The sequence below is a fragment of the Gottfriedia sp. NPDC057991 genome (genome assembly GCF_042886615.1).
In the GTDB taxonomy this organism is placed as follows: domain Bacteria; phylum Bacillota; class Bacilli; order Bacillales; family Bacillaceae_G; genus Gottfriedia.
In genome coordinates this window covers 912304-938004 of record NZ_JBHVQN010000001.1, presented here as the reverse complement: position 1 = coordinate 938004, position 25701 = coordinate 912304, and the positions used below count along the sequence as shown (strand labels likewise).

Below are 25701 nucleotides of genomic sequence, written 5' to 3'. Positions count from 1 at the left end.
TTGAAACATCTCCAATAAACTAGAGTCTTAGATTTATTTACTATTTCTATTTTACGTAAAATATTCAATTTGTCTAATAATAGCTAATCAAAAAAAACAAGATGGATATTTTCCACCTTGTTTTTAACCCCGAATATAATCTTATACCCAACCTCTAAATCGGCTAGCTTCAGCCATTTTACGCGCACCAACCATATAAGCAGCTAATCGCATATTTACTTTTCTATTTAAACTTGTTTCATAAATATTATTAAATGAACGTACCATAACTTTTTCTAATCGATCTTCTACTTCTTCTTCAGTCCAGTAGTAACCTTGGTTATTCTGTACCCATTCAAAGTAAGAAACAGTTACGCCACCTGCACTAGCTAATACGTCTGGAACTAATAAAATACCGCGCTCTGTTAAAATCTTAGTAGCTTCAAGAGTTGTTGGTCCGTTAGCAGCTTCAACTACAATATTTGCTTTAATATTATGAGCATTATCTTTTGTAATTTGATTTTCAATCGCTGCTGGAACTAAGATATCACAATCTAATTCTAATAATTCTTTATTTGAAATTGTATTATTAAATAGTTTAGTAATTGTACCAAAGCTATCTCTACGATCTAATAAATAATCAATGTCTAAGCCGTTTGGATCATGAAGTGCACCATAAGCATCTGAAATACCAATAACTTTAGCACCAGCATCATGCATAAATTTCGCTAAGAAGCTACCTGCATTACCAAATCCTTGGATAACAACTCGTGCACCTTCTATGTTAATACCTCTACGCTTTGCTGCTTCACGAATGACAATCGTTACACCTTTAGCAGTAGCTGTTTCACGGCCGTGAGATCCACCTAGTACTAATGGTTTACCAGTAATAAAACCAGGTGAGTTAAATTCATCTATTCTAGAATATTCATCCATCATCCAAGCCATAATTTGTGAGTTTGTAAATACGTCTGGAGCTGGAATATCTTTAGTTGGTCCTACGATTTGGCTAATTGCACGAACATAACCGCGGCTAAGTCTTTCTAACTCACGGAATGACATATCACGTGGATCACAAACGATTCCACCTTTACCTCCACCATATGGTAAATCTACAATTCCACATTTTAAGCTCATCCAGATTGAAAGGGCTTTTACTTCATTTTCTGTTACATTTGGATGGAAACGGATACCACCTTTAGTTGGTCCTACTGCATCATTATGTTGAGCTCTGTAACCAGTGAAAATTTTCACTTGTCCATCATCCATGCGAACCGGAATTTTTACAGTCATCATACGAACTGGTTCTTTTAAAAGTTCATACATTTCATTTGAATATCCTAATTTTTCTAACGCTTCTTTAATAACTACTTGTGTAGGCGCTAGTACATCTAACTGTTCTTCTGTGTTGCTATTTTTCTCTGTAGATTTCTCGGCAACCATTGTAAACCCCCTAGAAATTTGAACTATGAAAAGATTCATTCATTCTGAAATTAGTATACAACTTTCCATCCCATTTTGAAAGTTATAAACACATAGAAAACAAAATATAATATCCGTTTAATGTAAGCGTTTTCTAAGGTCATTATACTCCTATTTCCAAAATTTGAAAAGAAAAGAATATGAAGAAATACAATATATTAATAAAAATTTACAAAAGTAAAACCTCTCGTAATAAATTACTGAGAGGCTTTATTTTTAACGAAATAAAAATGCAGTTGTTCAATAGCATTTTCCGAGATAAGTTCTTTACCATATTCAATAATACGGTAAATTGTTCTTGTGGAAGGATTACCATATTCAGCTAATATCGCATAAAATGTTTCACGATCTAGTCTTCCTATTTCATTCTCTTCGAACTTTAAGTAAAACGTATTTTCAAAAGAGAATAATCTCCCACCTAAAGCATCACATGAAACCAACTTTTCAGAAAGTAGGATTAGATCATCTAAAGTAGAAAACTCGTACAATATATGTTCACTTTCATCTAGGATTACTTCCATCGAGATAAAATCGTCTTGAAATTCATCTTCCTCTTCTTCAATATCATCGGATTTTGTTACAATAACAACCATTCCTTGAGCTTGAAGAGAGAAAACTTCAACGGATACTTTTCCATCTACTTCGAAACCTAGTTCTACGCTAGCTTCATGCATCATATCTTGAAAAAGCTGTTGAACTTTTGGTGCATTGTACCATAAGTCTTCTTTTGTCAGACCACGTTCAGATAAATCATCAGATGTAAGAAAAACTTTTATTTTATTGTAGTTCAACCGTTCCAACCTCATGAACTAGCCTCCTTGCTGCATTTACCATAGTACAGTTTATGTTTTTATATAATTTTGGTGATTCTAAAGTCAAAATTCATTTATAATTAAAATTCTGCTTTAACCATTCATCCCAGTTCGATTGCTGACTACCTATATAAAATTCCTGAAGGGAATCCATAATTGGGCTCTCACAAGTTGAAACTGCGTGACCACCAATTCCAATAATGATATCAGGTTTAAATTTTTTGATTATGATGGCTAGATCAATTGTTTTCTTTAAATTTTCTCTTAAAGTACAAGTCATGATAAATCCAGCAGGGTTCACTTCATTAATTACTTGTTCAACATCATTTGAATCGATTGATGCGCCTAAATAAATAACTTGAAAACCAATTCTTCTTAAGTAGATCGTAAATATTAATAAACCTAGTTCGTGCTTTTCTTCTGGTCCACAAACCGCGATTAACTTTGGCAAATGTTTATTGTTAGGTAAATTTTGATAAATCATCCCTAATCTCGTTCTCAAAAAAGATGTTGCAAAATGTTCATGGGCACTTGTAATTTCACCATTACGACATTTATCACCAATTAATATGAAAACCTTAGAAATAATTTTAAATAATACTTTATCAATAGAAAAAAGACTAAAAGCGTCATTCACATAATTGTGGGCTTCACTTTCTTCAAAAGATAATAATGAAGAAACAATTCGATTTACTAGAGCATCTGATTGTAAATTTTCAGTAAGAGAGCTGTCATTAGACGACTTATGCTCTTTTGCTTCATATAAATTAATTGCTTGTCCAATTGTAAACCCTTCATTAACTTTTTGAACGAGCCATTTTAAAATATAAACATGTTCTTCTGTATATAGTCGATGGCCAGCATCATTTCGTACAGGACTAATGATATTATATCTTCTTTCCCATGCTCTTAATGTGCCTGGTAATATCCCAACAATGTTAGAAATTGCTTTAATATTGTACTTTCCTATTTGGGCCAATTTTCTTTCCTCCTGCATGTAAACAAGAAACACTTATTTCATAACTTCAAAATTTAAAACAGTTATTGTGTTTTGTTTTCGAATTCCTTTATTGTTATGTAGCTCCAAATATACCGTTTTCTGATTTCGATTTACATTTAATTGACTTCTTTCAAACAGATAAACTTGAATACTTTCAAAATTACTACTTTTACTATCCATGACTTCAGTATAGCTTGTTAAAATACTAAGATCGTCTTCATATCGCTCTTCAAGCGCAAAGTTTAAATCATCTCTTTTTGTTTTCACATCATCTAAACCAACAATTGAAAACTTAGTCCCATTTTCAGTCTCAAATGAAGCACTTTTATTTTCTAAAATTGTAACTTTACAATCTAGTAATAATGCATTTAGATCTCTATAGTTGCCACTATAATCAAGATCATTCCACAAAAAATAGACTGGAGCCAAAGATGATAAATAGTGGATGTTTTCATTATTATATTTCTTTGATTTCTTTTTTGAGTAACCGCTTAAGAGAATTAATGTATTATGATTGCAAATTTTTTCAATCTCACTCAATTTAAAAGAAATATCGCCTATATTTGGAATCCATATAAGCTGAATTGACTGTAATGAATTATCTAAATGCTTAATTTTAATTTTTTTATTAATAATTTCGAGTTTACTTTTTCGATTAAGCAATAGAATAATTGCTACTATTAATACGAATCCGATCAATGATAATAATTTTATTTTAATTTCCCCCTTGTAACTTAACCCATCAACAAAGTAAATGTCAGCTTGTTTCTCTGATTTTACTTCATTCTAAAATATCAACTTTATTTAGTTCTTTTTGTTACAGTTCAAAGTGCCTTTATTTATTATACAAAAACTAGTAGAAATTGAAAAATTTTAAACAACAAAAAAACTTATATCCATTGATACAAAATGGGCATAAGTTTTTAATTTCAGTGAAATATCGTTTAATTGTCTATTTTCGTATACGTAAAAAACTATAATTTATCAATTTTTAGTTCCGAGAAACTGCGAAACTAAAATAATATTATTTGTGTTTAACTGTAGAATTTTCTTATTCATTTGTAACAGATACGATTCTTAGACCAAGTTCTTCAAATTTACGTAAAATTTTATCGACATTTTTATTATCATCTATTTTCAAGACAATTCTTCTTAATAAATGATCTTTTGAATCAAAAGTTACAAGCGAAATAATATTAATCTTTAAATGGTGAAGATAGTCAAGTAATCTTGCTAATTGCCCTTCCTTCTCCATACTTGTCATTGAAATTCTTATTCCTCGACAGTCCTTTCCAAGTACTTCTTGAAAAATCTCAATTACGTCATATCTTATAACTAGTCCAACAAAATTTCTCTCATCATCAACTACCGCAATTGATGGATATTTTTTTAACGAGTTCATTGTATCTTCAAACGGCTCTTCCGATTTAACACAGATTGTTTGATGTGTTGCGATTTCACCTACTTTTAGATTCTTAATGTATTCGTCTTTTTGTAATTCACTAAAAAAGCATCTTCTAAAAATCTCTGCTTGCGAAATCATTCCAACATATTTATTTCCTGATAATACAGGTACACTATCAATTTGCTTTTCCAATAAGAGATTAATTGCACACTCTACAGTATCACTAGATTGGATCGTAATTACTTGATGGTTTTGAAGCATTCTATGCTTTGCTAACATACTATAACACTCCCCTTCCCTCTATTTATAACATAGATAGGAAGCATCAAATCAAAGCGAATTTGTCTAGATTTTGAATTTCAATTTCATTGCCTTTTATGTATTTCTTAACCTTATTTATCCACATCGACATTTAATGGGATTTTTAATATCTGGCCGGGCGTCACTTCGATCCCATTTAAATGATTTGCATCTTGAATAATTTCTTCGCCATCACGATTACCGTAATATTTCATTGAAATAGTAAATAATGTTTCTCCTCTTTTGACTTCGTGATTAATTTCTTTCACTCCAATAGTTTCACTTGAATCTGTTGGAGGTTTAACTACATTTTTTATCTCTTTTTTGATTGGAGCTTTTCTCTGAGTTTCATTCTTTTTTTGTTTTTTAACATGATTGGTAGTAGCTAATTCAACTTTTTCAAATTTATTTGAAGGAATGATTAAACTTCCCTTTTCAGTAAAAATCTTATCGTATTTACTATGTACAAACTTAACTACTCCAAATGGTAGCAAGATAAAAATTATGACTAAAGCAGTGATTAAAGGATATTTTATTTTCCACCAAGGTCTTCGTTGATCCTCTTTTATTTTCATTGTTTCACTTCTTGGTGGTAAATTTAACAGATCAACAGCTTTTTTATGATTATTTATTTTTTTATTTTTTAATTTCTTATTTTTTTTCTTTCGACTTAAGTCGGCAATACTATTATTCTGAAGCTCATTTTTCATTCTTTGTCTTCACTTTCCAAACTTAATTTCATATACATTCCTAAAACATAATCTAAGATAAAATGTGCGATAAATACTATTACTATATTATTTGTTTTCAAATATAAGTAACCTAAGAAAAAACTTTCAATTAATACAATCGTAAGTAAAATCGGTTTTTTCACATAGCGAAAATGAACTAAAGCGAAAACAACTGATGCAATAATTAGTCCAAATTTAGCTTGAAGAAATCCTCTAAAAAATAATTCTTCTGATAATGCGATCAAAATACAAAGTATTGTCATTTCAGGAACTGAAAGTGACGTAAAGAATCTTTTATTAAATCCGCCATCATCCAACAAACGCTCCGGAATCGTATAATTTAATAAAATATTAAATAGGACGAGTGAAAATCCAGCACCGAATCCATATAAATATGTTTTATAACTTTTAAATAAATATAAATCATCTATAAATTTTTCTGTACCAATAAAAAAGGCAATACATAAAATAGCGATCACTAAAATGATTAACTGCGTACCATACACGCTTTTCTTCAAATAGTTAACAGGAATTTCTTGTCGGTTTAATTCGCTTTCCATATAGATTCCTCACAGCCCCAATTTATTTCTTAATTCTTGTTCCCATGAAAGTACGGTAGTATTTTCATAATTATCATGATCATTTGAACAATACTCATCAAACGATATACCACAAATGTTACAGCAATTTATTGGTCTCTGTACTATCATTTCATCAAAAAGTAAAAGATATTTTTCGCGATAACAAGTGGATGAAGATAGAAAATCAATCATCGCTTTGAGTTTTAAATATTTTACTTTTTTTCTCTCGGAAATTAACTCTTTAATCGATTCTAATAAGCCATAATTTATTTTTTCTAAATACAAGTGTTCATTTTCGATTACATTAAATTTGACCATTTCAGAATGAAGCGTTGTCCACTGTATTTCACTAAATTGAAATACTGATTTCCAATTAGACACAAGCGTTTCAGTCAATTTGATCGGATTTTCTTCTAATCTTTTTAAATACGCTAGAAAAGACTCAACTTGATTTACAGAAAGGATTTCGTCATCAATTAGCCTTAATGGTAACTCATGATCTTCTTCACATATGATTAGTATTGCTATACTTGGCTCACCATCTCGTCCTGCACGTCCAATTTCTTGAAGATAATTCTCAATGTTTGACGGATACTGATAATGAATCACAAACCTTACATTTGGCTTATTAATTCCCATACCGAAAGCACTTGTACAAACGATGATATCTATTTGATTTTGAATAAATTGTTGTTGAATTAAAATTCTTTGTTCATGCTCCATTCCACCATGATAATAAGCAACTTTGCAATTTAACTTTTCTCTTATGGTATGTGAAATTTTCTCGCAAGTAGCTCTTGTACCACAATAGACAATGCCTGGACCTGTTAATTTAGAAAGATGGTCAGTTAATGACTTGAGCTTTTCTATTTCCGAATCTACTTTTTCAACTTGAATTGCTATATTCTCTCTATTAACTGAATTGATATATTTTTGAACATTTTTTAATTGTAAAGTTTCGATTATTTCTTCCCGCACATTTTTGCTAGCTGTAGCGGTTAAAGCTAAAACCGTTGGATTATTTAATTTCCGTTTTATTTCCCCTAAAGTTTTATATTCTGGCCTAAAATCATGCCCCCACTGTGATATACAATGTGCTTCATCAACAACAAATAAAGAAATCCTAGACGAAGAAAGCTTTTGAATTAAAAATTGATTTTGTAACATTTCTGGCGAAACAAAAATAAACTTATAGCTGCTAATATTATTAAATAAATATTTTTTTTGCTCAAAACTTCTAAAGCTATTTAGTGCAATGACTCGTTTATCTCCAAATGCTTTAATTTGTTCTACCTGATCTTCCATAAGGGAAAGTAATGGTGAAACAATTACAACAACGCCAGGCAATAGTAGCCCTGTTAATTGGTATAATAATGACTTCCCCCCACCTGTAGGGAGCATTGCTAAAACGTCTTTCGAGTTTAACAAGTCATTTATAATTTCTTTTTGGTTATTTCGAAAACTTGAATAACCAAATTTTTCGTATAGAACTTTATTTAGGTCCATGTAAATCACCCATTCTTGCAAGAGTAATACGAATTTGAAAATATGTTACCTCATTTAATAAAGCTTCTTTAATAATTTTTAATTTCCTTGTATTTAGTTCGATAATTTTATTTTTTATTAAAGTAAATTGTTTTGACGTAATAAACTGATTAATCGGAATTAAATTATCACCTAATACACACTCAACAATATGATCCTCTATTGTACTAATCTTTAAATTACGAATCGCAGCAATTTCTTGAATTGTTTTACCTTCAGTAAATAATCTCTTCGTTTCAATAGAAGTATTCGTAATATTAGTACTTTTATCTCCTTTAACAAATTTACTTAAAAAAGGATAATTATTTTTAGGTTCAACTAAAATGGTGATCATATGATGCAAAGTATTTATCGATTTGAGATAAATTTTTTCAACACTCAATTTTTGTTCAGATGCAATCTGTTCTAAAGTCATGCCATAAGCATTTGCTCCAGATAATCTTTTCACAAATAGTAATGCGTCTTCGTCACTTAAATTTTCTAAAATTGTATGTAATTCATTGTAAAACTGATTAACTAATTCGTTTTTATTCCCAGTAAAATTTAGAATCTCATTTTTTACCCATTCTTGTATATCTTGCTCTTGAATTACTGCCCTAAAATATTTTAAATTCATATTCAGATTGGAAACTGTTTGAAAGAACAATGAAAATCTTTTCCAAAATATCTTTTGAATACTAGAAAATCTTAGACCGTTTATATATGTAAATTCCACAAACTGTAATTTTTGATTTGCTAGATAAGCATGACCATTTTTATTTAACAAATAGATATTTTTATTTTCAGTTTGACTAATATACCCTTTAACCTCTAACCCATTTATAATTTCTTGCATAATCTGATGAGTGAGGAAATGAAAAAGTCCGAAAAATGATGTGACATGATAAAAATGAGAATCTTGAATAATTTGAGCACTTTGTTTACCTTTTAATAAATACATTATACCTTGGATCGTTCGTTCACCTTTATATCGATGAAGTAAAAAAAGGAAGATTTCTTCCAATATTGATAGTTTAGACATCATAAACCTCTCAAATAAAATTATTCCATTAATATATTTGAATATTTTTTCGAATAATAATTAGTAGTACAAAAATATTTGTGCATTTTTTCTAAATAGTTTTTATTTCTTCTAGCTTATCATATGTATCAATAACCAAACCATTTTAAACATATAAAAATCATTATTTATTTTATTTGAGATTTCATCATTTCTCGTTTTTTTCAAAACCTTGTACAATTATATTGAAAAGTTTTGGAAACCGTTTTAAAATGTTTACAGGTACATTACAAAAATAGTATCTGTAACATAAACAGGGAATAATTTGGGAGGTCAATACAATGGCAAAATATACAATCGTTGATAAAGACACTTGTATCGCATGTGGCGCTTGTGGCGCAGCTGCACCTGATATCTATGACTATGATGATGAAGGGATCGCATACGTTACTCTAGATGATAACCAAGGAATCGTTGAAATTCCAGACGTTTTAGTTGATGACATGATGGATGCATTTGAAGGATGCCCTACAGACTCAATCAAAGTTGCTGACGAATCATTCGATGGCGACGCTTTAAAATTCGAATAGTAAAAACTGCGGCGAAGTTATTTCGTCGCTTTTTTTATTTTTTCAAATTAAAAACACGAGCTATCCGTATCTCCCCTTATATTTGTTCATAAGAAAGAAAAATAAGCCATAGAAACATCCCGTTTTATCTTCTGTTTCGAATGAATGAATCAGCTAAAGGATGAACTATTTCTATTTAGTTGACGATATCCCCTTTTAAAACATCCCTATTTTTACTGTTCTGGGCTTCCCTTTCAAAGTCACTCACTATACAAAAATCTGGATCTAACCTTCTTTATTTTATTCAAACAATGGTCATCGTATATAATCAATACTCCTTTCTTAATTATTTCCTTATTTTACATATTCAGAATAATCTAATAACTTGTTATAATAAACAAAACATCAAGAGAGGATGAACAGCATGGAACAGATGACTATTACCGAGAAAAAAACATTTTTAAACAAGTTCTTAGAGAAAAATCAGGTAAAAAAAGACATCGAATTGATTTTACAATATCTCCTTGCTGTTGATGAAGTACTAACAAACATCTCGTTTGTAGAAGATGCAAAGAGTACACCAAATGGCATTGTAATTAATTTTCGAAAGGATAACGACTCTAACTACTCGTACCCTCAGGTTTCGTATTACGAATTTAGTAAGAAGGTCGAAATGTCGCCGGAATCGATTTACCATAAACTTCGATTACACGGGAAGGAAACAACGTTTTATCTTGAGTTGTTATTTGATGTAATGCCGATCGAGTACGCTTTGATTTTAGATACCAATCCATTTTCGACAACTAATTTTGAAGCAAACGAAGAAGTGCAAGCAGAAATCGATGCGTTTCTTTCGTCGCTTATAGCTCAAACTTCACACACACTTCTTCTTCGTCAAATTGACAAAGCATTAGATGAGAGGAATGAACAACAATTTCTTTTGCTATCTTCTCAGCTGATAATCTAACAAATAAACCATCTATCGTTCGATAGATGGTTCTCTTTTTTAATATATCGATCAAAATCTAACGCCGTTTTTCATTAGAAATTAATCTGCTAATTAATTTAAATAGAGTTTAAAAAAACAAAAAAGTGTCTACCAAAATTTAGTAGACACTTTCATTTATTTATACGTTATGGACATTCATTCTTTGAGTTAACCAAACCTTTAATTTAGGGTAGATTACTAAGAATAGGATCATGATTAAAAGACCTTTAATTGCATTAAATGGCATAATTGATGCAACAATTACTTCATTTGGCAGGTTAAAATTCATGAAATGTGCATATGCAGGTAATAACACAAAATAATTTAAAAGACTTAATATTCCAGTCATCACTACTGTACCAGCGATTAATCCAAGAGTTAAACCTTTTACTGAACGATATTTTCTAAAGAAATACGACGCAGGTAAAATGTATAATACTCCCGCACTAAAATTAGCAAATTCTCCAATTGGTACACCAGTCATACTACCATTAATAACATAATGAAGGATGTTTTTTATTAACTCTATTCCTACTCCTGCTACAGGACCAAAAACAATCGCTCCTATTAACGCTGGTACGTCACTAAAATCAATTGTAAGCCATACTGGAAATGCAGGTAGTGGAAAGTACAGCATCATCAGTACGTAAGAAATACTGCTAAGCATTGCTACTACTACCATTTTATTTACTTTGTTGCGTTGTTGCATAATACCTCTCTCCTTTTTCCCGATCATATCAAGAAAAATGAAAGGTTCGCTTAAGTAGCGATATTATTTGCACATATTATAATAAGTCCGATTTAAAAAATGAAAAATAGTATAAAATTATGCAAATAAAATAAAATCCCCTATTTTTTGAAATAGGGGAGAATTTTCAGCACGCCAAATAAGCGTTCAAAAAGAAAAATTTTTTGAACTTGCGAACCTCCATCTTCTCCCATCCAGACTATACTGTCGGCTCTAGAATCGCACTAGATCCTGCCCAAAAAATCAGGCTCGCGGGCTTATAAGCAATGCTTAATTACCGCCGGTGGGGAATTTCGCCCCGCCCCGAAGATAGATCGTTTATTAAATTACAGTTTAATGTTACTAAATTAAATACAGTTTGTAAATAAAAATCTCCCATTAATCATTTAGAGCATTACTTAAGTTTTCTTGACAAAAACTTACTAACGAATCATCCTTTTGATCGTTCGCATATAACAACAGCACAACTGTTGTAAAGACTGCTTTAAATTGTGCTAATTTCTTTGACGCTTCCGATACATTACCATAAATCTCAAAAAATGCACCTCTCATATCGTTCGGAATTAGACTATAAATTATAGACAAATCTAATTCACGATTGCCGATATGAGCATCACCCCAATCAATAATACCTTCAAGTTTGTTTTGTTCATTAACAATCATATTCTTAAAATGTAAATCACCATGAACAAGAACTAATGGTGTCTCACTTTTAATTTCAACTAAGCTTTCAATATAATGATTAATTTTCTGTTCATCTTCAATGAGTTTCTTCTGTATTGCTTGTTGTATATATTTTTTAGCCTGAGGTTTACGGAAGTTTATATCTAATCTCCTCAACTCATCAAACGGTAATTTAATCCCCTTTAATTCATGGAATTTTATTGAATGCAAATTTTTCAAGAAATTTGCGATTGGTTCAATCATTAAAATCCTCTCAGTTCTATTTAAATAAATTGGAGGCTTTCCCGCAATAAAATTATATCCTAAAAATGGCCAAGGAAATAATTCAGATGGTTTTCCATCAATTATTGGTACCGTTGTCTTTAATTCAAAATGATTGTAAATAATTGGGAGTAAATTTCTTTCAACGTTTAAAATTGCTACAGCTATTTCTCTTCGCGGAAATCTTAGTAAAATTTCATCATTTAAACAAAAAACAGTATTGTCAAATCCTTCACCAATTTTTTTAATTACGTTTATATTTATTTCAGGGAATTGTATCCTCACTATTTCTTTCACTAGTCCCTCTTCCATTACAATTGCTGGATCCCATATATTAGACATTTCTTTCTCCTTAAAATCAAAAAATAGAACTTCACATATAAATGTACTTTACCAAATTTAGAAGTAAATTACATTTAATATGGAAGTTCTTAAAACAGTCGGTCTTTTCGACACAAATTATTAAACTAATAGTCCAAATATACGGCTAAGGATTTGAAACTATTTTTAATTCATGAAAATTTTTATCTAATATTATTTCCTTTAATTTCTCTCGATTCCCTCCGATAAATAAAAGACCAATCGTTAAAACAAAAACAACAATCAACAAACATCTCCTAAGAAAATCAAACATTATTTTCCTCCTACTAAAGAAATGTGGAAAGTGTTTAATCAGCCCAAAGGCTCGTGGACTGACAACTGGTAATTCATTAAAAAATAGACGAGACGCTTAAATCACTTCAAATCCTTAACTCTTTTTTTATGTATATTACTTAAGAAGTATTGAGCAAATGGATATTGTAAACGCCAAGAAGTAGTTTTACTAAAACATACGCTCAATCATTCTATGATAGAAAAAAATTATTTATACAAAAAAATAGCGATTGATAGAAAAATTTAACTATTCAACCGCTACTTTTCTTATTTATTTTTTATCAGTTCGAAATACGATTGAACCTCGTTCGTATTCAACATCCTTAATATTTAAACGTGTGTTGATTACCCTTGCAAGTGCAAAGAAGTAATCAGATAATCGATTCAAATATAAAAATACAGGAAGATGAATGTTTTCTTGCTTCATTAATGTTACGACCGTTCTTTCTGCACGTCTCGTTACCGCTCTTGCTTGATGAATGATTGCAGCAGGTTTTGACCCACCAGGTAAAATAAAACGCTGTAATGGGGGAGTTGCTTCCATATATTCATCAATTAATGTTTCAAGCTCTTCAACCATTTTCTCTGTCGTTTTAAAAGGGATGCTATCTTTTACTACTGCCAAATCTCCACCACAGTCAAATAGTTCATGTTGGATCTTTTGAAGTGCATTGTAAATATCTCTCGTATCCTCTTGATCTAAATATGTCATTGCGTACCCAACGATTGTATTTACTTCGTCAATTGTACCGTATGACTCTACTCTTAAATCATCTTTATCTACTCGTTTACCTACTAAACTAGTCTGACCTTTATCCCCAGTTTTTGTATAAATTTTCATGAAAAACCTCTCCTTTTTTCAATTTTAATTTACAATACATTACTTTTATAAATAATGACCTTTTTATTTGTTTCGGGATTATCTAAAATTTGAAAAGATGTGTCATATAAACCTTTTAATAAATTTTCACTCAAAACTGAGTCTGTTTTTCCTTCGATATAAATTTTCCCGTCCTTTAATCCTAATAATCGATCACAGTAAAGACTTGCTAAATTTAGGTCATGAAAAACAGTTACAATTGTTTTATTCTCTTCTTTTTGTAATTCCTTTAAAACGTCTAAAATTTTAATTGTGTGCATTAAATCTAAATGGTTACTTGGTTCGTCTAAAAAAATATATGGTGTTTCCTGAGCGAAGCATTGAGCAAGGAAGACTCTTTGACGCTCACCACCACTAATTTCATTAATGAAACTTTTTTCCATCTTCTTAGTACCAGTCATCATCATTGCATTATTGACCGCAGTTTCATCGATTGTGGACCAGCTAGGAAAAAAGGAAGACGAATGAGCAAGACGTCCAAGTTTAACTGTTTCTTTTACCTCATAAGAATATGTATAGGAATTTTGTTGTGATAAAACAGCAATCTTTTTTGCTATTTGTTTATTTGACATACTAGAAACTAATTCTCCATCCAACATTACATTTCCTTTAGACGGCTTAAAAAGTCCACAAAGAATATTTAAAAACGTTGACTTGCCACTCCCATTTGGACCGATAATTCCTAGCCATTCTCCTTGATTAATAGAATAAGACAGTTCATCCAAATCAGTATGAATTCCATCATAAGAATATGAGATATCTTGACATTTGATCATACTTTTCCCCTATTTCTTTTCAAAGATAGTAATATAAAAGCAAATATTGGAGCACCAATTAGTGAAGTAATTACCCCTATTGGTAACTCTCTTGGGGCTAAAACAACTCTCGATAATATGTCAGACCCGATTAAAAAAATTGCTCCATTGATCATCGATAAAGGAAGTAATTTTTTATGTAATGGCCCTACAAGTATTCTAGTATAATGCGGAACAACTAAGCCTACAAATCCAATTGTTCCAGAAACGGCTACTGCTGCACCAGATAAAATACTTCCTGTTAACAAAATTAAATAAGTAGATTTTTTCACATCAATTCCGATATGTTTTGCATTTGTGCTACCAAATGTCATCGCATCTAACTGCCTATTTTGACTAAATAATATTAAGAAAGAAATGATTAAAAACGGTAATAAACTTAGAGAGTACTGAATGCCTCTCCCACCAATATTACCCATTAACCATCCAATTACTGCACGTAATTCATTATTTGAAAAAGTTATAAATAATGACAACAATGCAGAACAAAATGAACTTATGATAATTCCACCTAAAATAATTGTCTCTACATTAAGTGATCGATCCAGTTTTCTAACAAATAGTAATAATAAAATAAGTGTACCAAATCCAAATAAGATACTAACTACTGGTAATGTAAAATAAGTAACAAAAGGTAAGCTTATTTGAAAAAACAATACAAACACTGCACCTACAGAGGCGCCTGAAGAAACACCTAATGTAAAAGGATCAGCTAAAGGATTTTTAAGTATTCCTTGAAACGCAACACCTGCCAATGAAAGGCATGCACCGACTAATCCAGCTAACATAATCCTTGGCACTCGTATATTCATGACAATTGTTTGAATATCAGCTGGAACATAATCTGTTTTAAATAGAGCATCTGAAAAGCTAGAAATAATAGAAGAAAAGGGAATCGATGTAGACCCTATCGAAACCCCTAAAATAAATAAAAAAATTAATAAGATAATTGGAATGAAAAAGATTAAATATGTATTATTTATAAAGCTCTGGGTAAACCGCCTTTGCAATTGCTTCGACTCCCTCTGCAAGTCTTGGACCAGGTCTAGATGTTGTATCTGAATTAACATCATATACACGGTGATTTTTAATTGCGTTTACTGTTTGCCAGTTTTTCCTAGCCATTACAGTTTTTTCTAAATTTGGAACATAATATCCATAAGTTGTTAAAATCACATCAGGATTCGCTTTAATTGCTGATTCCTCACTATACTTTACCCAACCTTTTTCACTTTCAGCTACGTTTTTAGCATTAACAATCGAAAGCATTTCATCTAAGAAAGTACCTTTACCTGCTGTATATATTTCTGGCGGACCTGATATTTCAAGCCAAACCTTTGGATTTGTAGTTGCTTTAGCTGTTTTTTTGCTAATTTCATCTAATTTTGTTTTCATACCAGTTACAACTTTTTTCGATTGCTCGGTTTTTCCAGTTATTTCTCCAACTTGTTGAATTGTATCATACACATCATTAATAGTTGCAGCATTTTTTACGACAAAAACATTAATCCCAGCTTGTTTTATCTGTTCTAAACCGTCAGCAGAAATACCTAAACTAGATTCATGTGCTAAAACTAAATCAGGTTTCAATGAAATAATTTTTTCAACATTATATGTCATATCGGCATTACTTCCGCCAACTTTATCAATTGATTTTACTTCTTTTGGATAATTGTCAAAATCTGTTACCCCTACTACATCCTTGCCATCACCAATAGAAAACAAGATTTCAGTATTACTTGGAATAAGTGATACTATTCTTTTAGGTGCCTCTTTAAAACTAATTTCTTTGTTCGTAGCATCTTTAACCGTCATTGGAAAAGTTGCTTGTTCTGTTTTACTTACATTCGATTTTTTTTGTGTCGTATCATTATTACAACCAAATAATCCTAAACACAATAACATAATAATAAAACTTGATAAAAACTTCTTCATTTAAATCCTCCTAAATAATTGAAATGCATAAAAAAAACCCCATCCATTTTGAACGGGGCTGAAACAACATATAAATACAAGAAGTCTTGCAACTGCTGCTTCAAATCCTTACTCCCCGAAGAATTGAACAAGGATGAATTTAGCAGGTCTACTGACTTTGTTTCAACCTACTCCGACCTTCCCATTCTTTCGAACAGTGGCTATTCGTTTCGTCCACATTACAGTTGCGGGGACAGTTCTGGATTATACCAGATTCCCTTTTAAGCAATACTTGCACTAAACTCATCAATATTTCATTAATTCAATCGTAAGATAAATTGGGTAAGAATTCAATTATTTTATTTATAAGTTTATGATTTTACTAACATTTTATCTGTTTTTTGTGTGTTTTGTAGAAATTTCTTCTCTAAATAGATGGGAAATATGTTTTATATGAAACAAGATTACTCTACATCTTTTTCGTTCATTCGTAAATTATGCGGTATTTTAACTTTAAATGTCGTTCCCTGTCCTACTTCACTATAGACCTGGATAGATCCACCATGTGCTGTAACAATATTTTTAACGATGGATAATCCTAAACCGGTTCCACTTCTACCTCTTGTACGAGCTTTATCTGCCTTATAAAAACGTTCAAAAACAAATGGTAAATCTTCATTTGAAATCCCTGCACCTGAATCAATAAAATTAAATGTAGTTGATCTTTCATTTTGATTTACTGAAACAATTATTCTTCCATTTTCATTCGTATGTCTTATTGCATTATCAATTAAATTTGTAAAAACCTGTTCCATTCGATCCTCATCTATGTAGATATTCAAATGCGAAACATTGTCGATTTCACCAAATAGCTTAATATTTTTATCCTTTGCTAGACCTTTAAACTTACGTAAAATTCGATCCACAAATTGTACTAGAGGAACGAACTCTCTATTTAATTCAGTAAAACCGTTCTCCATTCTTGCTAAATCTAACAGATCATTTACTAAACGCCCCATTCTAAGAGACTCATCATAAATGATTTGTGACAATTCTTGCATTTCTTCTTTGGATTCTGCTACCCCATCAACAATCGCTTCGCTATAACCTTGTAATAAAGAAATAGGCGTACGTAGTTCATGAGAAACATGCGCTATAAAATCTTTTCGCATTTTTTCTAAACGTCTTTGTTCTGTAACATCCCGAATCACCGCTACAACGCCTCTTATATTTGTTTGATTATAAAGGGGCGACATTAAAACTTGCCAATTGCCTTGATCGAAATGTAATTCAATAAATTGCTTTTTCTCACTTTCGACTACTAATACAAATAAATCTAATAATTCCTTCGTTAAAACTAGTGAAGTGGGTTCTTCATACTGATCATCATTAAGCATTTTCAAAAAGCGTTCAGCTGGTGGATTTGATGTCACGATTTGACCTTCTTTATCAATCGAAATTACACCATCTACCATACTTGTAATAATGTTAGAAACTTTCTCCTTCTCTTGCTTTAATGCATTCATATTAAAATTTAATTGTTTACTCATCTTGTTAAATGAATACGCAAGCTCTCCAATTTCATCACTTGAATGGATCGGTACTTTCACATTAAAATTTCCTGAAGTCATACTACTTACAACTTCTTTCATTTTTCTAAGAGGTGCTGTAATTTTAGAAGAAAGAAAGAATGAGAAAAATGTTGTTAATACGATTCCGATTGATGCTGCGAGCAAAACAAAATTAGTCGTTTGATGAATCATCACTTTTACAGGTTGTAATGTTTGGTATATAAATACAGCTCCATTATTTGTGGTTGTATGTAATGGAACACCCACTACTAATTTTTCTCTCTCACTATTTTCACCATAAACAAGTCTTTTACTGACCTCTTTATGATCAGTTAACGTTTTATTTAAGATTTCATCATTTTTTATTTCTTTAAAAGGTAGATCCTGTATTCCATAAGTATTATTTGAATACCATGGCTCTTGATCGTCAATAGAAATGATTACTCTTGAATATCGACTAACAATATTATTTGACAAATACTCAATATTTGAGAGTGGTTGACCATTATCTATTAATTGTGCAATTTTCGTTGCATCATCTTTCATATTTTGTACTTGAAGGTCAATGTAAAATTTTTCAAAAAAACCTATTAAGACAAAGGTCAAAAATGATAATACAAGAGAGACTAGTAAGATAATTGTCAGCCAAAGCTTTCCAACTAAACTTCTTACGATCATTACTCCTGACCTACTTCAAATTTATAACCTACACCCCAAACGGTGACAATCATTTTCGCAGCATCCTCAGAGCTTTTACTTAGTTTTTCACGCAGTCGTTTTACATGTGTGTCTACGGTACGTAAATCTCCGAAAAAATCATATTGCCAAACTGATTTTAATAATGTTTCACGATCAAATACTTTGTCAGGAGCCTTAGCTAAAAACAACAGTAGTTCGTATTCTTTTGGTGTTAAACTGATCTCTTCCCCTTCAACAATTACTTTATGAGCGTCATTATCAATCGTTAGATGCGGAAACACAACGATATCCTTTGCTGAAGAATTGTCTGAAGTAAATACTGGTACAGGTGAAGAACGTCTTAATAGAGCTTTAACTCGAAGAACTACTTCACGCGGACTAAATGGCTTAACGATATAATCATCGGTACCTACTTCAAAACCTTGAACTCGGTTTGTTTCTTCACCTTTTGCCGTTAACATAATCACTGGCGTTGTTTTTGTTTTTCGTAATTCCCTACAAACTTCAATTCCATCAATTTTAGGCATCATCAAATCTAGTACGATTAAGGAATATTCATTCTTCAATGCTAAATTTAAAGCATCCTCACCATTCTCAGCTTCGTCAATACTATAACCATCACGTTCCAAATACATTTTTAATAATCGTCTAATACGATCTTCATCATCTGCTATTAATATTTTTATATTTTGATCCATAATTTCGACCCCCTCTTCATAATTTTACATAATAAAAATTGGATATTCTAGTATAATTTGTGAACATTTTTACATAATTCTTAGAATTTATTATTTCCATAAAATAGTGAAAAAAAACTAGGAAGCAAGAGTCCGATTTCTAGGAAACCAAATTTAAGTAAATGTGGACAGAAATAAAAATTAGAAAAAAAAAAGCCCTGTAAAGGTTTATTCCTTTACAAGGCTAATTATTAATTACGCATATGAGTGTAAACCAGCAATGATTAAGTTAACTGCAATTAAGTTAAACATAATAATTGCAAATCCTAGTACGGCTAACCAAGCAGAATTTTCACCTTGCCAATTTCGTTTGAAACGAAGATGTAAAAACACTGCATAGAATAACCATGTTATTAATGCCCAATCTTCTTTTGGATCCCAGCTCCAGAACTTTGTCCAAGCAATTTGAGCCCAAATCATCGCAAAGATTAGTCCACCAAGTGTAAATACCGGAAAACCAATTGCTACAGCACGGTATCCGATTTCGTCTAATAATTCACTATCGACTTTTTGTACAAATGGTTGTAAAAATGCGCCAATTCTTTTTCTTATAATTAAACGAATGATTGCATATAATGCTGCTCCAGCAAAAACTGACCAAATTACAGTGTTCAATTTTTTAGCATTAACCATTGCTGGCATTTCTGCAAGGGCTTCAAATTTATCTTTTGTTGTCAATTCGCCTTTATGTGGACCAACAATTGATGGAAGATTATAGACCATTTCTTCTTGTAATTTATCTTTATTAATCCAATTATATTTTGCTTCGTATCCAGATGCATTAAATGCTGTAGAAATAATAACGAAACCAACAACAGTTACTAAGAAATATAAAACTGCTTCTAGCCAAAAAGTTTTCTTTGTTGATACTTTTTGATCGATATTTTTAATTAAATAAATTAGTCCTGTAATAAAGCTAATCGCTAAAATAGCTTCCCCTAAAGCTGCTGTTGTTACATGGATATGTAACCAATAGCTTTTTAAAGATGGAACTAATGGTTTGATTTCATGTGGAAATACTGATGCATAAGCAATGATGATTATTGACAACGGTAATGCGAATAAACCAATTATATTTAAGCGATACATAAAATAAATCATAATAAACGCAAAAATTAACATCATTCCAAAGAAAGTAATAAATTCAAATAGATTACTTACAGGTGCATGTCCAGCAGCAATCCATCTTAAAATAAAATAAGTAATTTGCGATAAGAATCCAATTAATGTAATCGAAATACCAATAGTACCCCATCTATTAGGACCATTATCATTTGTTTTCATCGAGCCGCCAAAAAAGAAAGTAGCTACTATATAACAAATAAACGCGATAAATAAAAAATTACTACTTAGCTCGTACATATTTTCCCCCTAGTTAAACGCTATTCTTTAGCTTGTTGATCGATCGGCAATTCAATTTTTGTGTCTACAAACACTTTCTTTAATTCCATCTTTAAACCATAATAGTTTTTATTTGTAAATGCCGCAACCCAAACTTCCCCATCTTGATTCTGTATCCAAACGCGTCGGTGATACCAATACATACCTTGAATTACACCGATCATAAAGATTGCTCCTCCAAGTCCTAGTAACCAAAGAGTTAAATCTTTACGTACTGTTAAACCTGTTGAATCTTTTGTTTCAATCCCTGCAAATGACATTTTATATTTGTTTTCACCATTTGGTTCAATATTTTGTTTAATTGCAACAAATGCTACTTCCCCTTTTGGTGTTTTTGGTGTAGTCATTTTAAATACAAACGCTGGATTGTTTGGTTTTCTTGTTTTTGTATCAGGTTGACCATCAGAGTTAAAATAGAAATCTGGAAAATAATTTTTTAGTTCTACTTTATATCCATTTTTCAAGTCATATACTTCTTTAGGATTTTGTAAATCTACTGTGATTGGCCCTAATTTTTCACCCGTTTGTTTATTTTGTAATGTAAATAAGAATGCACTAAATTCACCAATTCGGTAATCTACTTGATATAGAGCGAAGTTTTGGAACTTTAAAGGTTCATTAACTTTAATACTATAATCTTTTACTTTTTTAAGTTTTGGATCTTCTCCTGGTATTAAATTTCCTTCGCGTTTATACAACGTCACATCGGCTTGATAGTTTTTAGGTATTTTATCATTTCCAAAGCGCTCAATCGCTTTTTTATAAACTTTACCCTCTTTATCTTTATCATACGTTTCCATATGGAAATCATTTAATTTAATATAATAGTTTTGGTTTGTACCAACGACAGGTTTTAATTCGCCTTCTTGAACCCAAAGAGCCTTATCCATATACATTCCTGGTACATATCTCATCATTACCCCAATAAGGAAGATAATTAACCCTATATGGTTTACATATGGACCCCAACGAGAGAAACGACCTTTTTCTGCTAAGATATTGCCGTTTTCTTCACGAATCTTATAACCTCTTTTACGTAAATTAACTTTAGCTTTTTCTATTTCGTCTGGAATATGATCAACTCTACTAATTCCGAACATTTTTTGTCTTTTTAAAAAGTTTGGATGTCTAGTAACAGTTTGTTTGTTTAGAGCTTTATAGAGTGGTAAAATTCGATCTAAACTACAAATTACTAGTGAGATCCCAATCGATGAAACAAGTAACATGAACCACCAAGAGTTAAACGTATTATCTAAACCGATTGCATCGTATATTTTACCAAAGATTCCATATTCATCTTGATAAAACGTTGCAGGATTCGCAGTAGGCGGTAGTAAATCTCTTTGCGGAAAAATAGTACCTAATGCTGCTGCTACTAGCGTAATTAGAATGATTACAACAGCTACTTTTACAGATGAAAAAAACGTCCATATTTTATCTATATAAGTTTGATTATTAACGATTGATCTTCTAGCAGTCCCTTCATAGCGCATATCAAGTATTTCTGTTGCTTTTTCATCTTGAGGTTTACCACATGACTCACATATTTCAGTACCTACATGATTAAGATGACCACATTCACATTTAAAAGTCTCCATTTTATTTCCCCTTACTAATGTACACTCATCATTTTGGTAATATTTCTTTAATATAACTTTCAAAAGAATCTGGTGTCATTTGACCTGTTACGATTCTCTTTATTGTTCCATCCGGACTTACAAAAAACGTAGTTGGTAAAGGGTTAACACCATACGTATTTAAAACCTCTTGATCTTTATCTATTCCGACTGGAAATTTAAGTTTATAATCGCTTACAAATCTTTCTACTGAAAATTTCGATTCATCTGCATTCATTGCAAGTAACTCGATTCCTTTTCCCTTATATTTCGAATAGATTTCATTCATAAAAGGCATTTCTCGCTTACATGGTTCACACCAAGTACCCCAAAAATTAACAATTACGCCTTTTCCCTTTTCACCTGAAAGAGTATATTTTTTACCAGTATTCAGCTCCGTCATAGCAAAGTTTGGCGCTTTACTTCCTTTAGTAATAACTTCATCTTTCTTAAAGAAATTTATGTAAAAAGTATAACCAATTGCACAAACCAAAACTAATAGGATAATTGTTCGAATTAACGTTCTATTTTTCTTCATATATGCAGTTCCTCCCATATGATAGAATATCATTATTTCCTATTCTTGAATAGAATTTTGATACGTTTCAAAAAAGACTAAATTTTCAATCTTTTATCCTGGAATATTAAATGTTTAATGCAAAGAAAAAACTCGGTATTTACCGAGTCGTAGTGAAAAAATAGGATATCAGACTGCATTAAAACACATTTTCTAAAAATGTTAACCGGATTATAAAAAAGTACTGAATATAGGTTAGGTAACTAAGTAAGAAAGCAGTGATCAACAGTCTGACTTATCATTAGCGTGGCTTTGCTGTAGCCATTGCTCTCAGTTTTTTCACTTCATGAGGTGATAGTTCTCTTGCATCACCAGGAGTTAAACCACTCAAATCTAAAAACGCATATCGTTCACGTTTTAACTTCACAACTGGAGTACCAATCGCCTCAAGCATTCTCTTAACTTGACGGTTTCTCCCTTCATGAATGATTAGTCTTATAATTGCAGTATTTTTGCTTTTATCAAGTGAAATCATTTTAACTTGAGCTGGAGCCGTTTTCCCATCCTCAAGCACAATTCCTCTTTCTAATTTACGTAACTGCTCTTTAGTTGGAATCCCTTTTACTTTTGCGATATATTCTTTATCTATTTCATATTTTGGATGTTGAAGTTGATTTGAAAATTCGCCATCATTTGTTAGTAGAATAATACCCGATGTATCAAAATCCAATCTACCAATTGGATAAATACGTTGTTTAATCATTGGAAAAAAGTCTGTTACAACTTTTCTACCTTTATCATCTGAAACACTTGAAATTACACCTGATGGTTTATATAAAAGGAAGTAAACTGGTTCTTCTTTATCAATCGGAATCTCTTCCACTTCAACACGATCGTTACCACTTACTTTAACACCTAACTCAGTAACAACCTGACCATTTACTTTCACTTTTCCTTCTTTAATTAACTCTTCTGCTTTACGACGAGAAGCAATTCCCGCTCTAGCAATAACTTTCTGTAATCTTTCCATTCGATCATTTCACCTCTTCAACCATCATACAGATTTATACAATTGAAAACAAGTAGCAGCTACAAGGTTTTTATGAATAAAGTGAGTTAATCACCAAATCTAAACTTTAATTTCATTTTTCAAGTCGTGCCCATCGCCATTCTTCCACTTAATCCCTTGTCCCTTAATCCCTCTCTCAATATCATATTTTTAAAAATCTATCATATAATTTACTAGATTTGCAGAAATGAGGTAATAGATATGAATTTAACTTTAAAACACTCCTCAGCCTTTGACCGTTCTAAAATTATTACGCCAGGTAGTGTGCTTATTTCTAAAAAGAATGAAACAATCTATATGCTTGTTTATGAAGAAAATGAAGATGATTTCCCATATGTACTTGTCTCATTAACCGATGCAAGACTAGTCCAAAATTATGATATTATGCCAACCCTAGGAGATATTGAAGATTGGATTGGTGAAGTCACGATGGTAACTCAGAAAAACAAATTATCTATTACAATTCAAGCAAATTACTAGTTTGCTGTTTAATCTATTAAGAACCCGTCAATAATATAATAAGTAAAATGAAAAAGGAGCTTACTATATGAATTATTCTTTTAATCCAGCAGTAAAATATAATTCAGTTGGTTCGTTTAAATTAGGCGATGTATTTTTCACTTCCGATAAACCTTCAAAAGCATACAAATTAATCTATGACTCTACAGAAACTAATTTCCCCTATATTTTATTATGCTTAGATGATGCCATTTCAATTCAAAGCTTTGATGATATTCCAACAATTGAAGATATTGAAGAAAATATCGGAGAAATTAAATTCACCGTTCCAAAAGAGAAATTACTTCTTGTAATCAATTAAGCTTTTTTAAATTTTGTTGCTTTAAAACGCCATCAAAATTAGGATGACGTTTTTTTCATTCTGTTGAAAAACGATTTTGCCAATTTAGGAGCCTGCATGAGCTTGATTTCCACTACGAGATGTCCACCTTCCTTAGGGCGAGATTGATTTATTTTTTATCTTTTTTAATTGATATTATTTTGATTTGTTGAATTCTCAATCCATTTTACAATTAGTCCTCGAGATTCATATGGGTTTCGCTCAAATTTATGAATGATTCGTGGTCTTATTTGCAGTTTACTTAATTTTAATTGTAGTTTTGACTTTTTTATTTGCAGTTTTGACTTATTTAATTGCAGATTTGCTCTTTTTATTTGCAGTTCCCCATTTTCTATATTCCTACAAAATATAAAAAACGTCATCCATTAAGATGACGTTTTTCAATATTAAGCAAATACACTTTCTAACGTTTCGTCTGTTTGCTCGCTCCAATATTTTAACCATTTTTTTGCGCCTTCAAGGTCGTGAAGTTTTGCTTGGCCGCATTGAAGCTCATTTGCAGCAGGTACTACTTCAACTTGCAGTCCAAGTTCAGCTGTTTTACGTAATAATGTGATTACTTCTGAAATAGAAGGTGTGCCAGCGATTATTAAATAAAATCCTGTTTGGCATCCCATTGGTGATAAATCAATAATTTTAAAAGGATCACCAGCAGGTACTGCTTCACGAACGTTCAAAGCCAATAAATGTTCTAAAGTGTGAATTGTATCCGGCTTCAATGCTTGCTTATTTGGTTGGCAAAAACGAATATCATATTTTGTAACAACTCCGTCTGTACCAACTGCATGAGTACCACAATGTCTAACGTAAGGAGCAACAACTTTTGTGTGATCTAATTCAAAACTTTCAACTGATGGCATATTTAATTTCCTCCTAAATTACTT

The 25701-nt window shown here is 31.3% G+C and carries 27 protein-coding genes and 2 riboswitches; of the genes, 4 read left to right on the top strand and 23 right to left on the bottom strand.

Going from position 1 to position 25701, the window contains the following annotated elements; translation table 11 throughout:
* Positions 1-141: 141 nt before the first annotated feature.
* The 9 genes from ACFVR2_RS04765 to ACFVR2_RS04725 all read right to left on the bottom strand — a co-directional run bounded on the left by ACFVR2_RS04765 (position 142) and on the right by ACFVR2_RS04725 (position 8856).
* Entirely contained in the window at positions 142-1422 is a 1281-nt protein-coding gene (locus ACFVR2_RS04765) for a Glu/Leu/Phe/Val family dehydrogenase (protein WP_387359349.1), read from the bottom strand.
* Positions 1423-1658: 236 nt separating this feature from the next.
* On the bottom strand, positions 1659-2267 hold the full coding sequence (locus ACFVR2_RS04760; protein ID WP_387359347.1) for a genetic competence negative regulator: 609 nt from the start codon (positions 2265-2267) through the stop codon (positions 1659-1661).
* 76 nt (positions 2268-2343) lie between these two features.
* Positions 2344-3252, bottom strand: a complete 909-nt coding sequence (locus ACFVR2_RS04755; protein WP_387359345.1) for a MerR family transcriptional regulator — start codon at positions 3250-3252, stop codon at positions 2344-2346.
* A 33-nt stretch (positions 3253-3285) separates the two neighbouring features.
* Positions 3286-3936 carry a hypothetical protein gene (locus ACFVR2_RS04750; RefSeq protein WP_387359343.1) on the bottom strand — a complete coding sequence of 217 codons (651 nt, stop codon included), beginning with the start codon at positions 3934-3936 and terminating at the stop codon, positions 3286-3288.
* Between the two features lie 388 nt (positions 3937-4324).
* Positions 4325-4957: a CBS domain-containing protein gene (locus tag ACFVR2_RS04745; RefSeq protein ID WP_387359341.1), complete on the bottom strand. Its 633-nt coding sequence runs from the start codon at positions 4955-4957 to the stop codon at positions 4325-4327.
* A 113-nt stretch (positions 4958-5070) separates the two neighbouring features.
* Entirely contained in the window at positions 5071-5688 is a 618-nt protein-coding gene (locus ACFVR2_RS04740; protein WP_387359339.1) for a LysM peptidoglycan-binding domain-containing protein, read from the bottom strand.
* Positions 5685-6269 carry a CPBP family intramembrane glutamic endopeptidase gene (locus ACFVR2_RS04735; RefSeq protein ID WP_387359337.1) on the bottom strand — a complete coding sequence of 195 codons (585 nt, stop codon included), beginning with the start codon at positions 6267-6269 and terminating at the stop codon, positions 5685-5687. Before ACFVR2_RS04735 ends, ACFVR2_RS04740 begins: the two co-directional genes overlap by 4 nt.
* A gap of 9 nt (positions 6270-6278) precedes the next feature.
* Complete coding sequence (locus ACFVR2_RS04730) at positions 6279-7796, bottom strand: RecQ family ATP-dependent DNA helicase (RefSeq protein WP_387359335.1); 1518 nt, start codon at positions 7794-7796, stop codon at positions 6279-6281.
* Positions 7783-8856 carry a YpbB family protein gene (locus ACFVR2_RS04725; protein ID WP_387359333.1) on the bottom strand — a complete coding sequence of 358 codons (1074 nt, stop codon included), beginning with the start codon at positions 8854-8856 and terminating at the stop codon, positions 7783-7785. Before ACFVR2_RS04725 ends, ACFVR2_RS04730 begins: the two co-directional genes overlap by 14 nt.
* A gap of 320 nt (positions 8857-9176) precedes the next feature.
* Here ACFVR2_RS04725 and ACFVR2_RS04720 point away from each other — a divergent pair, with 320 nt between their 5' ends.
* Together ACFVR2_RS04720 and ACFVR2_RS04715 are read left to right on the top strand one after the other, a co-directional pair.
* Positions 9177-9425, top strand: a complete 249-nt coding sequence (locus tag ACFVR2_RS04720) for a ferredoxin (protein WP_056466764.1) — start codon at positions 9177-9179, stop codon at positions 9423-9425.
* A 403-nt stretch (positions 9426-9828) separates the two neighbouring features.
* Positions 9829-10371 (top strand): YpiB family protein, encoded by a 543-nt coding sequence (locus ACFVR2_RS04715; RefSeq protein ID WP_387359331.1) that lies wholly within the window; start codon positions 9829-9831, stop codon positions 10369-10371.
* A 160-nt stretch (positions 10372-10531) separates the two neighbouring features.
* On the opposite strand, the gene ACFVR2_RS04710 is transcribed toward ACFVR2_RS04715, so the two are convergent.
* The 13 genes from ACFVR2_RS04710 to rluB form a co-directional block, all read right to left on the bottom strand.
* Positions 10532-11101 carry an ECF transporter S component gene (locus ACFVR2_RS04710; protein WP_387359329.1) on the bottom strand — a complete coding sequence of 190 codons (570 nt, stop codon included), beginning with the start codon at positions 11099-11101 and terminating at the stop codon, positions 10532-10534.
* 217 nt (positions 11102-11318) lie between these two features.
* Positions 11319-11455, bottom strand: a riboswitch (FMN riboswitch).
* A gap of 63 nt (positions 11456-11518) precedes the next feature.
* The gene (locus ACFVR2_RS04705) at positions 11519-12427 is read right to left on the bottom strand and encodes a phosphotransferase (protein ID WP_387359327.1); all 909 of its coding nucleotides are present in this window, start codon (positions 12425-12427) and stop codon (positions 11519-11521) included.
* Positions 12428-12572: 145 nt separating this feature from the next.
* Positions 12573-12719: a hypothetical protein gene (locus ACFVR2_RS04700; RefSeq protein WP_335408062.1), complete on the bottom strand. Its 147-nt coding sequence runs from the start codon at positions 12717-12719 to the stop codon at positions 12573-12575.
* Between the two features lie 291 nt (positions 12720-13010).
* The gene (locus ACFVR2_RS04695; RefSeq protein WP_056466779.1) at positions 13011-13580 is read right to left on the bottom strand and encodes a cob(I)yrinic acid a,c-diamide adenosyltransferase; all 570 of its coding nucleotides are present in this window, start codon (positions 13578-13580) and stop codon (positions 13011-13013) included.
* 29 nt (positions 13581-13609) lie between these two features.
* Positions 13610-14395: an ABC transporter ATP-binding protein gene (locus tag ACFVR2_RS04690; RefSeq protein WP_387359324.1), complete on the bottom strand. Its 786-nt coding sequence runs from the start codon at positions 14393-14395 to the stop codon at positions 13610-13612.
* Positions 14392-15444 (bottom strand): FecCD family ABC transporter permease, encoded by a 1053-nt coding sequence (locus ACFVR2_RS04685; RefSeq protein WP_387359322.1) that lies wholly within the window; start codon positions 15442-15444, stop codon positions 14392-14394. Before ACFVR2_RS04685 ends, ACFVR2_RS04690 begins: the two co-directional genes overlap by 4 nt.
* Positions 15410-16369: an ABC transporter substrate-binding protein gene (locus ACFVR2_RS04680; protein WP_387359320.1), complete on the bottom strand. Its 960-nt coding sequence runs from the start codon at positions 16367-16369 to the stop codon at positions 15410-15412. The genes ACFVR2_RS04685 and ACFVR2_RS04680 overlap by 35 nt, the downstream gene beginning before the upstream one ends.
* A gap of 124 nt (positions 16370-16493) precedes the next feature.
* Positions 16494-16665, bottom strand: a riboswitch (cobalamin riboswitch).
* 147 nt (positions 16666-16812) lie between these two features.
* Entirely contained in the window at positions 16813-18597 is a 1785-nt protein-coding gene (locus tag ACFVR2_RS04675) for an ATP-binding protein (protein ID WP_387359318.1), read from the bottom strand.
* On the bottom strand, positions 18597-19316 hold the full coding sequence (locus ACFVR2_RS04670) for a response regulator transcription factor (protein ID WP_025672290.1): 720 nt from the start codon (positions 19314-19316) through the stop codon (positions 18597-18599). The genes ACFVR2_RS04675 and ACFVR2_RS04670 overlap by 1 nt, the downstream gene beginning before the upstream one ends.
* Before the next feature lie 234 nt (positions 19317-19550).
* The gene (gene ccsB, locus ACFVR2_RS04665; RefSeq protein ID WP_387359316.1) at positions 19551-20717 is read right to left on the bottom strand and encodes a c-type cytochrome biogenesis protein CcsB; all 1167 of its coding nucleotides are present in this window, start codon (positions 20715-20717) and stop codon (positions 19551-19553) included.
* Between the two features lie 20 nt (positions 20718-20737).
* Positions 20738-22354, bottom strand: a complete 1617-nt coding sequence (gene resB, locus ACFVR2_RS04660) for a cytochrome c biogenesis protein ResB (RefSeq protein ID WP_387359314.1) — start codon at positions 22352-22354, stop codon at positions 20738-20740.
* Positions 22355-22382: 28 nt separating this feature from the next.
* Entirely contained in the window at positions 22383-22910 is a 528-nt protein-coding gene (resA, locus tag ACFVR2_RS04655) for a thiol-disulfide oxidoreductase ResA (RefSeq protein WP_335408068.1), read from the bottom strand.
* A 280-nt stretch (positions 22911-23190) separates the two neighbouring features.
* Positions 23191-23919 carry a 23S rRNA pseudouridine(2605) synthase RluB gene (gene rluB / locus ACFVR2_RS04650; RefSeq protein ID WP_335408069.1) on the bottom strand — a complete coding sequence of 243 codons (729 nt, stop codon included), beginning with the start codon at positions 23917-23919 and terminating at the stop codon, positions 23191-23193.
* A 240-nt stretch (positions 23920-24159) separates the two neighbouring features.
* On the opposite strand from rluB, the gene ACFVR2_RS04645 reads away from it, so the two are divergent.
* Together ACFVR2_RS04645 and ACFVR2_RS04640 are read left to right on the top strand one after the other, a co-directional pair.
* Positions 24160-24438 (top strand): hypothetical protein, encoded by a 279-nt coding sequence (locus ACFVR2_RS04645; protein ID WP_387359311.1) that lies wholly within the window; start codon positions 24160-24162, stop codon positions 24436-24438.
* A gap of 67 nt (positions 24439-24505) precedes the next feature.
* Entirely contained in the window at positions 24506-24778 is a 273-nt protein-coding gene (locus tag ACFVR2_RS04640; RefSeq protein ID WP_088010721.1) for a hypothetical protein, read from the top strand.
* A 425-nt stretch (positions 24779-25203) separates the two neighbouring features.
* On the opposite strand, the gene ACFVR2_RS04635 is transcribed toward ACFVR2_RS04640, so the two are convergent.
* On the bottom strand, positions 25204-25677 hold the full coding sequence (locus ACFVR2_RS04635; protein ID WP_387359308.1) for an S-ribosylhomocysteine lyase: 474 nt from the start codon (positions 25675-25677) through the stop codon (positions 25204-25206).
* Positions 25678-25701 lie beyond the last annotated feature (24 nt).

Excerpts from the sequence above, each read along its gene's own strand:
- ACFVR2_RS04765 (WP_387359349.1), bottom strand. The coding sequence starts at position 1,422 with ATGGTTGCCGAGAAATCTACAGAGAAAAATAGCAACACAGAAGAACAG.
- ACFVR2_RS04760 (WP_387359347.1), bottom strand. The coding sequence starts at position 2,267 with ATGAGGTTGGAACGGTTGAACTACAATAAAATAAAAGTTTTTCTTACA.
- ACFVR2_RS04745 (WP_387359341.1), bottom strand. The coding sequence starts at position 4,957 with ATGTTAGCAAAGCATAGAATGCTTCAAAACCATCAAGTAATTACGATC.
- ACFVR2_RS04740 (WP_387359339.1), bottom strand. The coding sequence starts at position 5,688 with ATGAAAAATGAGCTTCAGAATAATAGTATTGCCGACTTAAGTCGAAAG.
- ACFVR2_RS04735 (WP_387359337.1), bottom strand. The coding sequence starts at position 6,269 with ATGGAAAGCGAATTAAACCGACAAGAAATTCCTGTTAACTATTTGAAG.
- ACFVR2_RS04730 (WP_387359335.1), bottom strand. The coding sequence starts at position 7,796 with ATGGACCTAAATAAAGTTCTATACGAAAAATTTGGTTATTCAAGTTTT.
- ACFVR2_RS04725 (WP_387359333.1), bottom strand. The coding sequence starts at position 8,856 with ATGTCTAAACTATCAATATTGGAAGAAATCTTCCTTTTTTTACTTCAT.
- ACFVR2_RS04720 (WP_056466764.1), top strand. The coding sequence starts at position 9,177 with ATGGCAAAATATACAATCGTTGATAAAGACACTTGTATCGCATGTGGC.
- ACFVR2_RS04715 (WP_387359331.1), top strand. The coding sequence starts at position 9,829 with ATGGAACAGATGACTATTACCGAGAAAAAAACATTTTTAAACAAGTTC.
- ACFVR2_RS04710 (WP_387359329.1), bottom strand. The coding sequence starts at position 11,101 with ATGCAACAACGCAACAAAGTAAATAAAATGGTAGTAGTAGCAATGCTT.
- ACFVR2_RS04705 (WP_387359327.1), bottom strand. The coding sequence starts at position 12,427 with ATGTCTAATATATGGGATCCAGCAATTGTAATGGAAGAGGGACTAGTG.
- ACFVR2_RS04700 (WP_335408062.1), bottom strand. The coding sequence starts at position 12,719 with ATGTTTGATTTTCTTAGGAGATGTTTGTTGATTGTTGTTTTTGTTTTA.
- ACFVR2_RS04695 (WP_056466779.1), bottom strand. The coding sequence starts at position 13,580 with ATGAAAATTTATACAAAAACTGGGGATAAAGGTCAGACTAGTTTAGTA.
- ACFVR2_RS04690 (WP_387359324.1), bottom strand. The coding sequence starts at position 14,395 with ATGATCAAATGTCAAGATATCTCATATTCTTATGATGGAATTCATACT.
- ACFVR2_RS04680 (WP_387359320.1), bottom strand. The coding sequence starts at position 16,369 with ATGAAGAAGTTTTTATCAAGTTTTATTATTATGTTATTGTGTTTAGGA.
- ACFVR2_RS04675 (WP_387359318.1), bottom strand. The coding sequence starts at position 18,597 with ATGATCGTAAGAAGTTTAGTTGGAAAGCTTTGGCTGACAATTATCTTA.
- ACFVR2_RS04670 (WP_025672290.1), bottom strand. The coding sequence starts at position 19,316 with ATGGATCAAAATATAAAAATATTAATAGCAGATGATGAAGATCGTATT.
- ccsB (WP_387359316.1), bottom strand. The coding sequence starts at position 20,717 with ATGTACGAGCTAAGTAGTAATTTTTTATTTATCGCGTTTATTTGTTAT.
- resB (WP_387359314.1), bottom strand. The coding sequence starts at position 22,354 with ATGGAGACTTTTAAATGTGAATGTGGTCATCTTAATCATGTAGGTACT.
- resA (WP_335408068.1), bottom strand. The coding sequence starts at position 22,910 with ATGAAGAAAAATAGAACGTTAATTCGAACAATTATCCTATTAGTTTTG.
- rluB (WP_335408069.1), bottom strand. The coding sequence starts at position 23,919 with ATGGAAAGATTACAGAAAGTTATTGCTAGAGCGGGAATTGCTTCTCGT.
- ACFVR2_RS04645 (WP_387359311.1), top strand. The coding sequence starts at position 24,160 with ATGAATTTAACTTTAAAACACTCCTCAGCCTTTGACCGTTCTAAAATT.
- ACFVR2_RS04640 (WP_088010721.1), top strand. The coding sequence starts at position 24,506 with ATGAATTATTCTTTTAATCCAGCAGTAAAATATAATTCAGTTGGTTCG.
- ACFVR2_RS04635 (WP_387359308.1), bottom strand. The coding sequence starts at position 25,677 with ATGCCATCAGTTGAAAGTTTTGAATTAGATCACACAAAAGTTGTTGCT.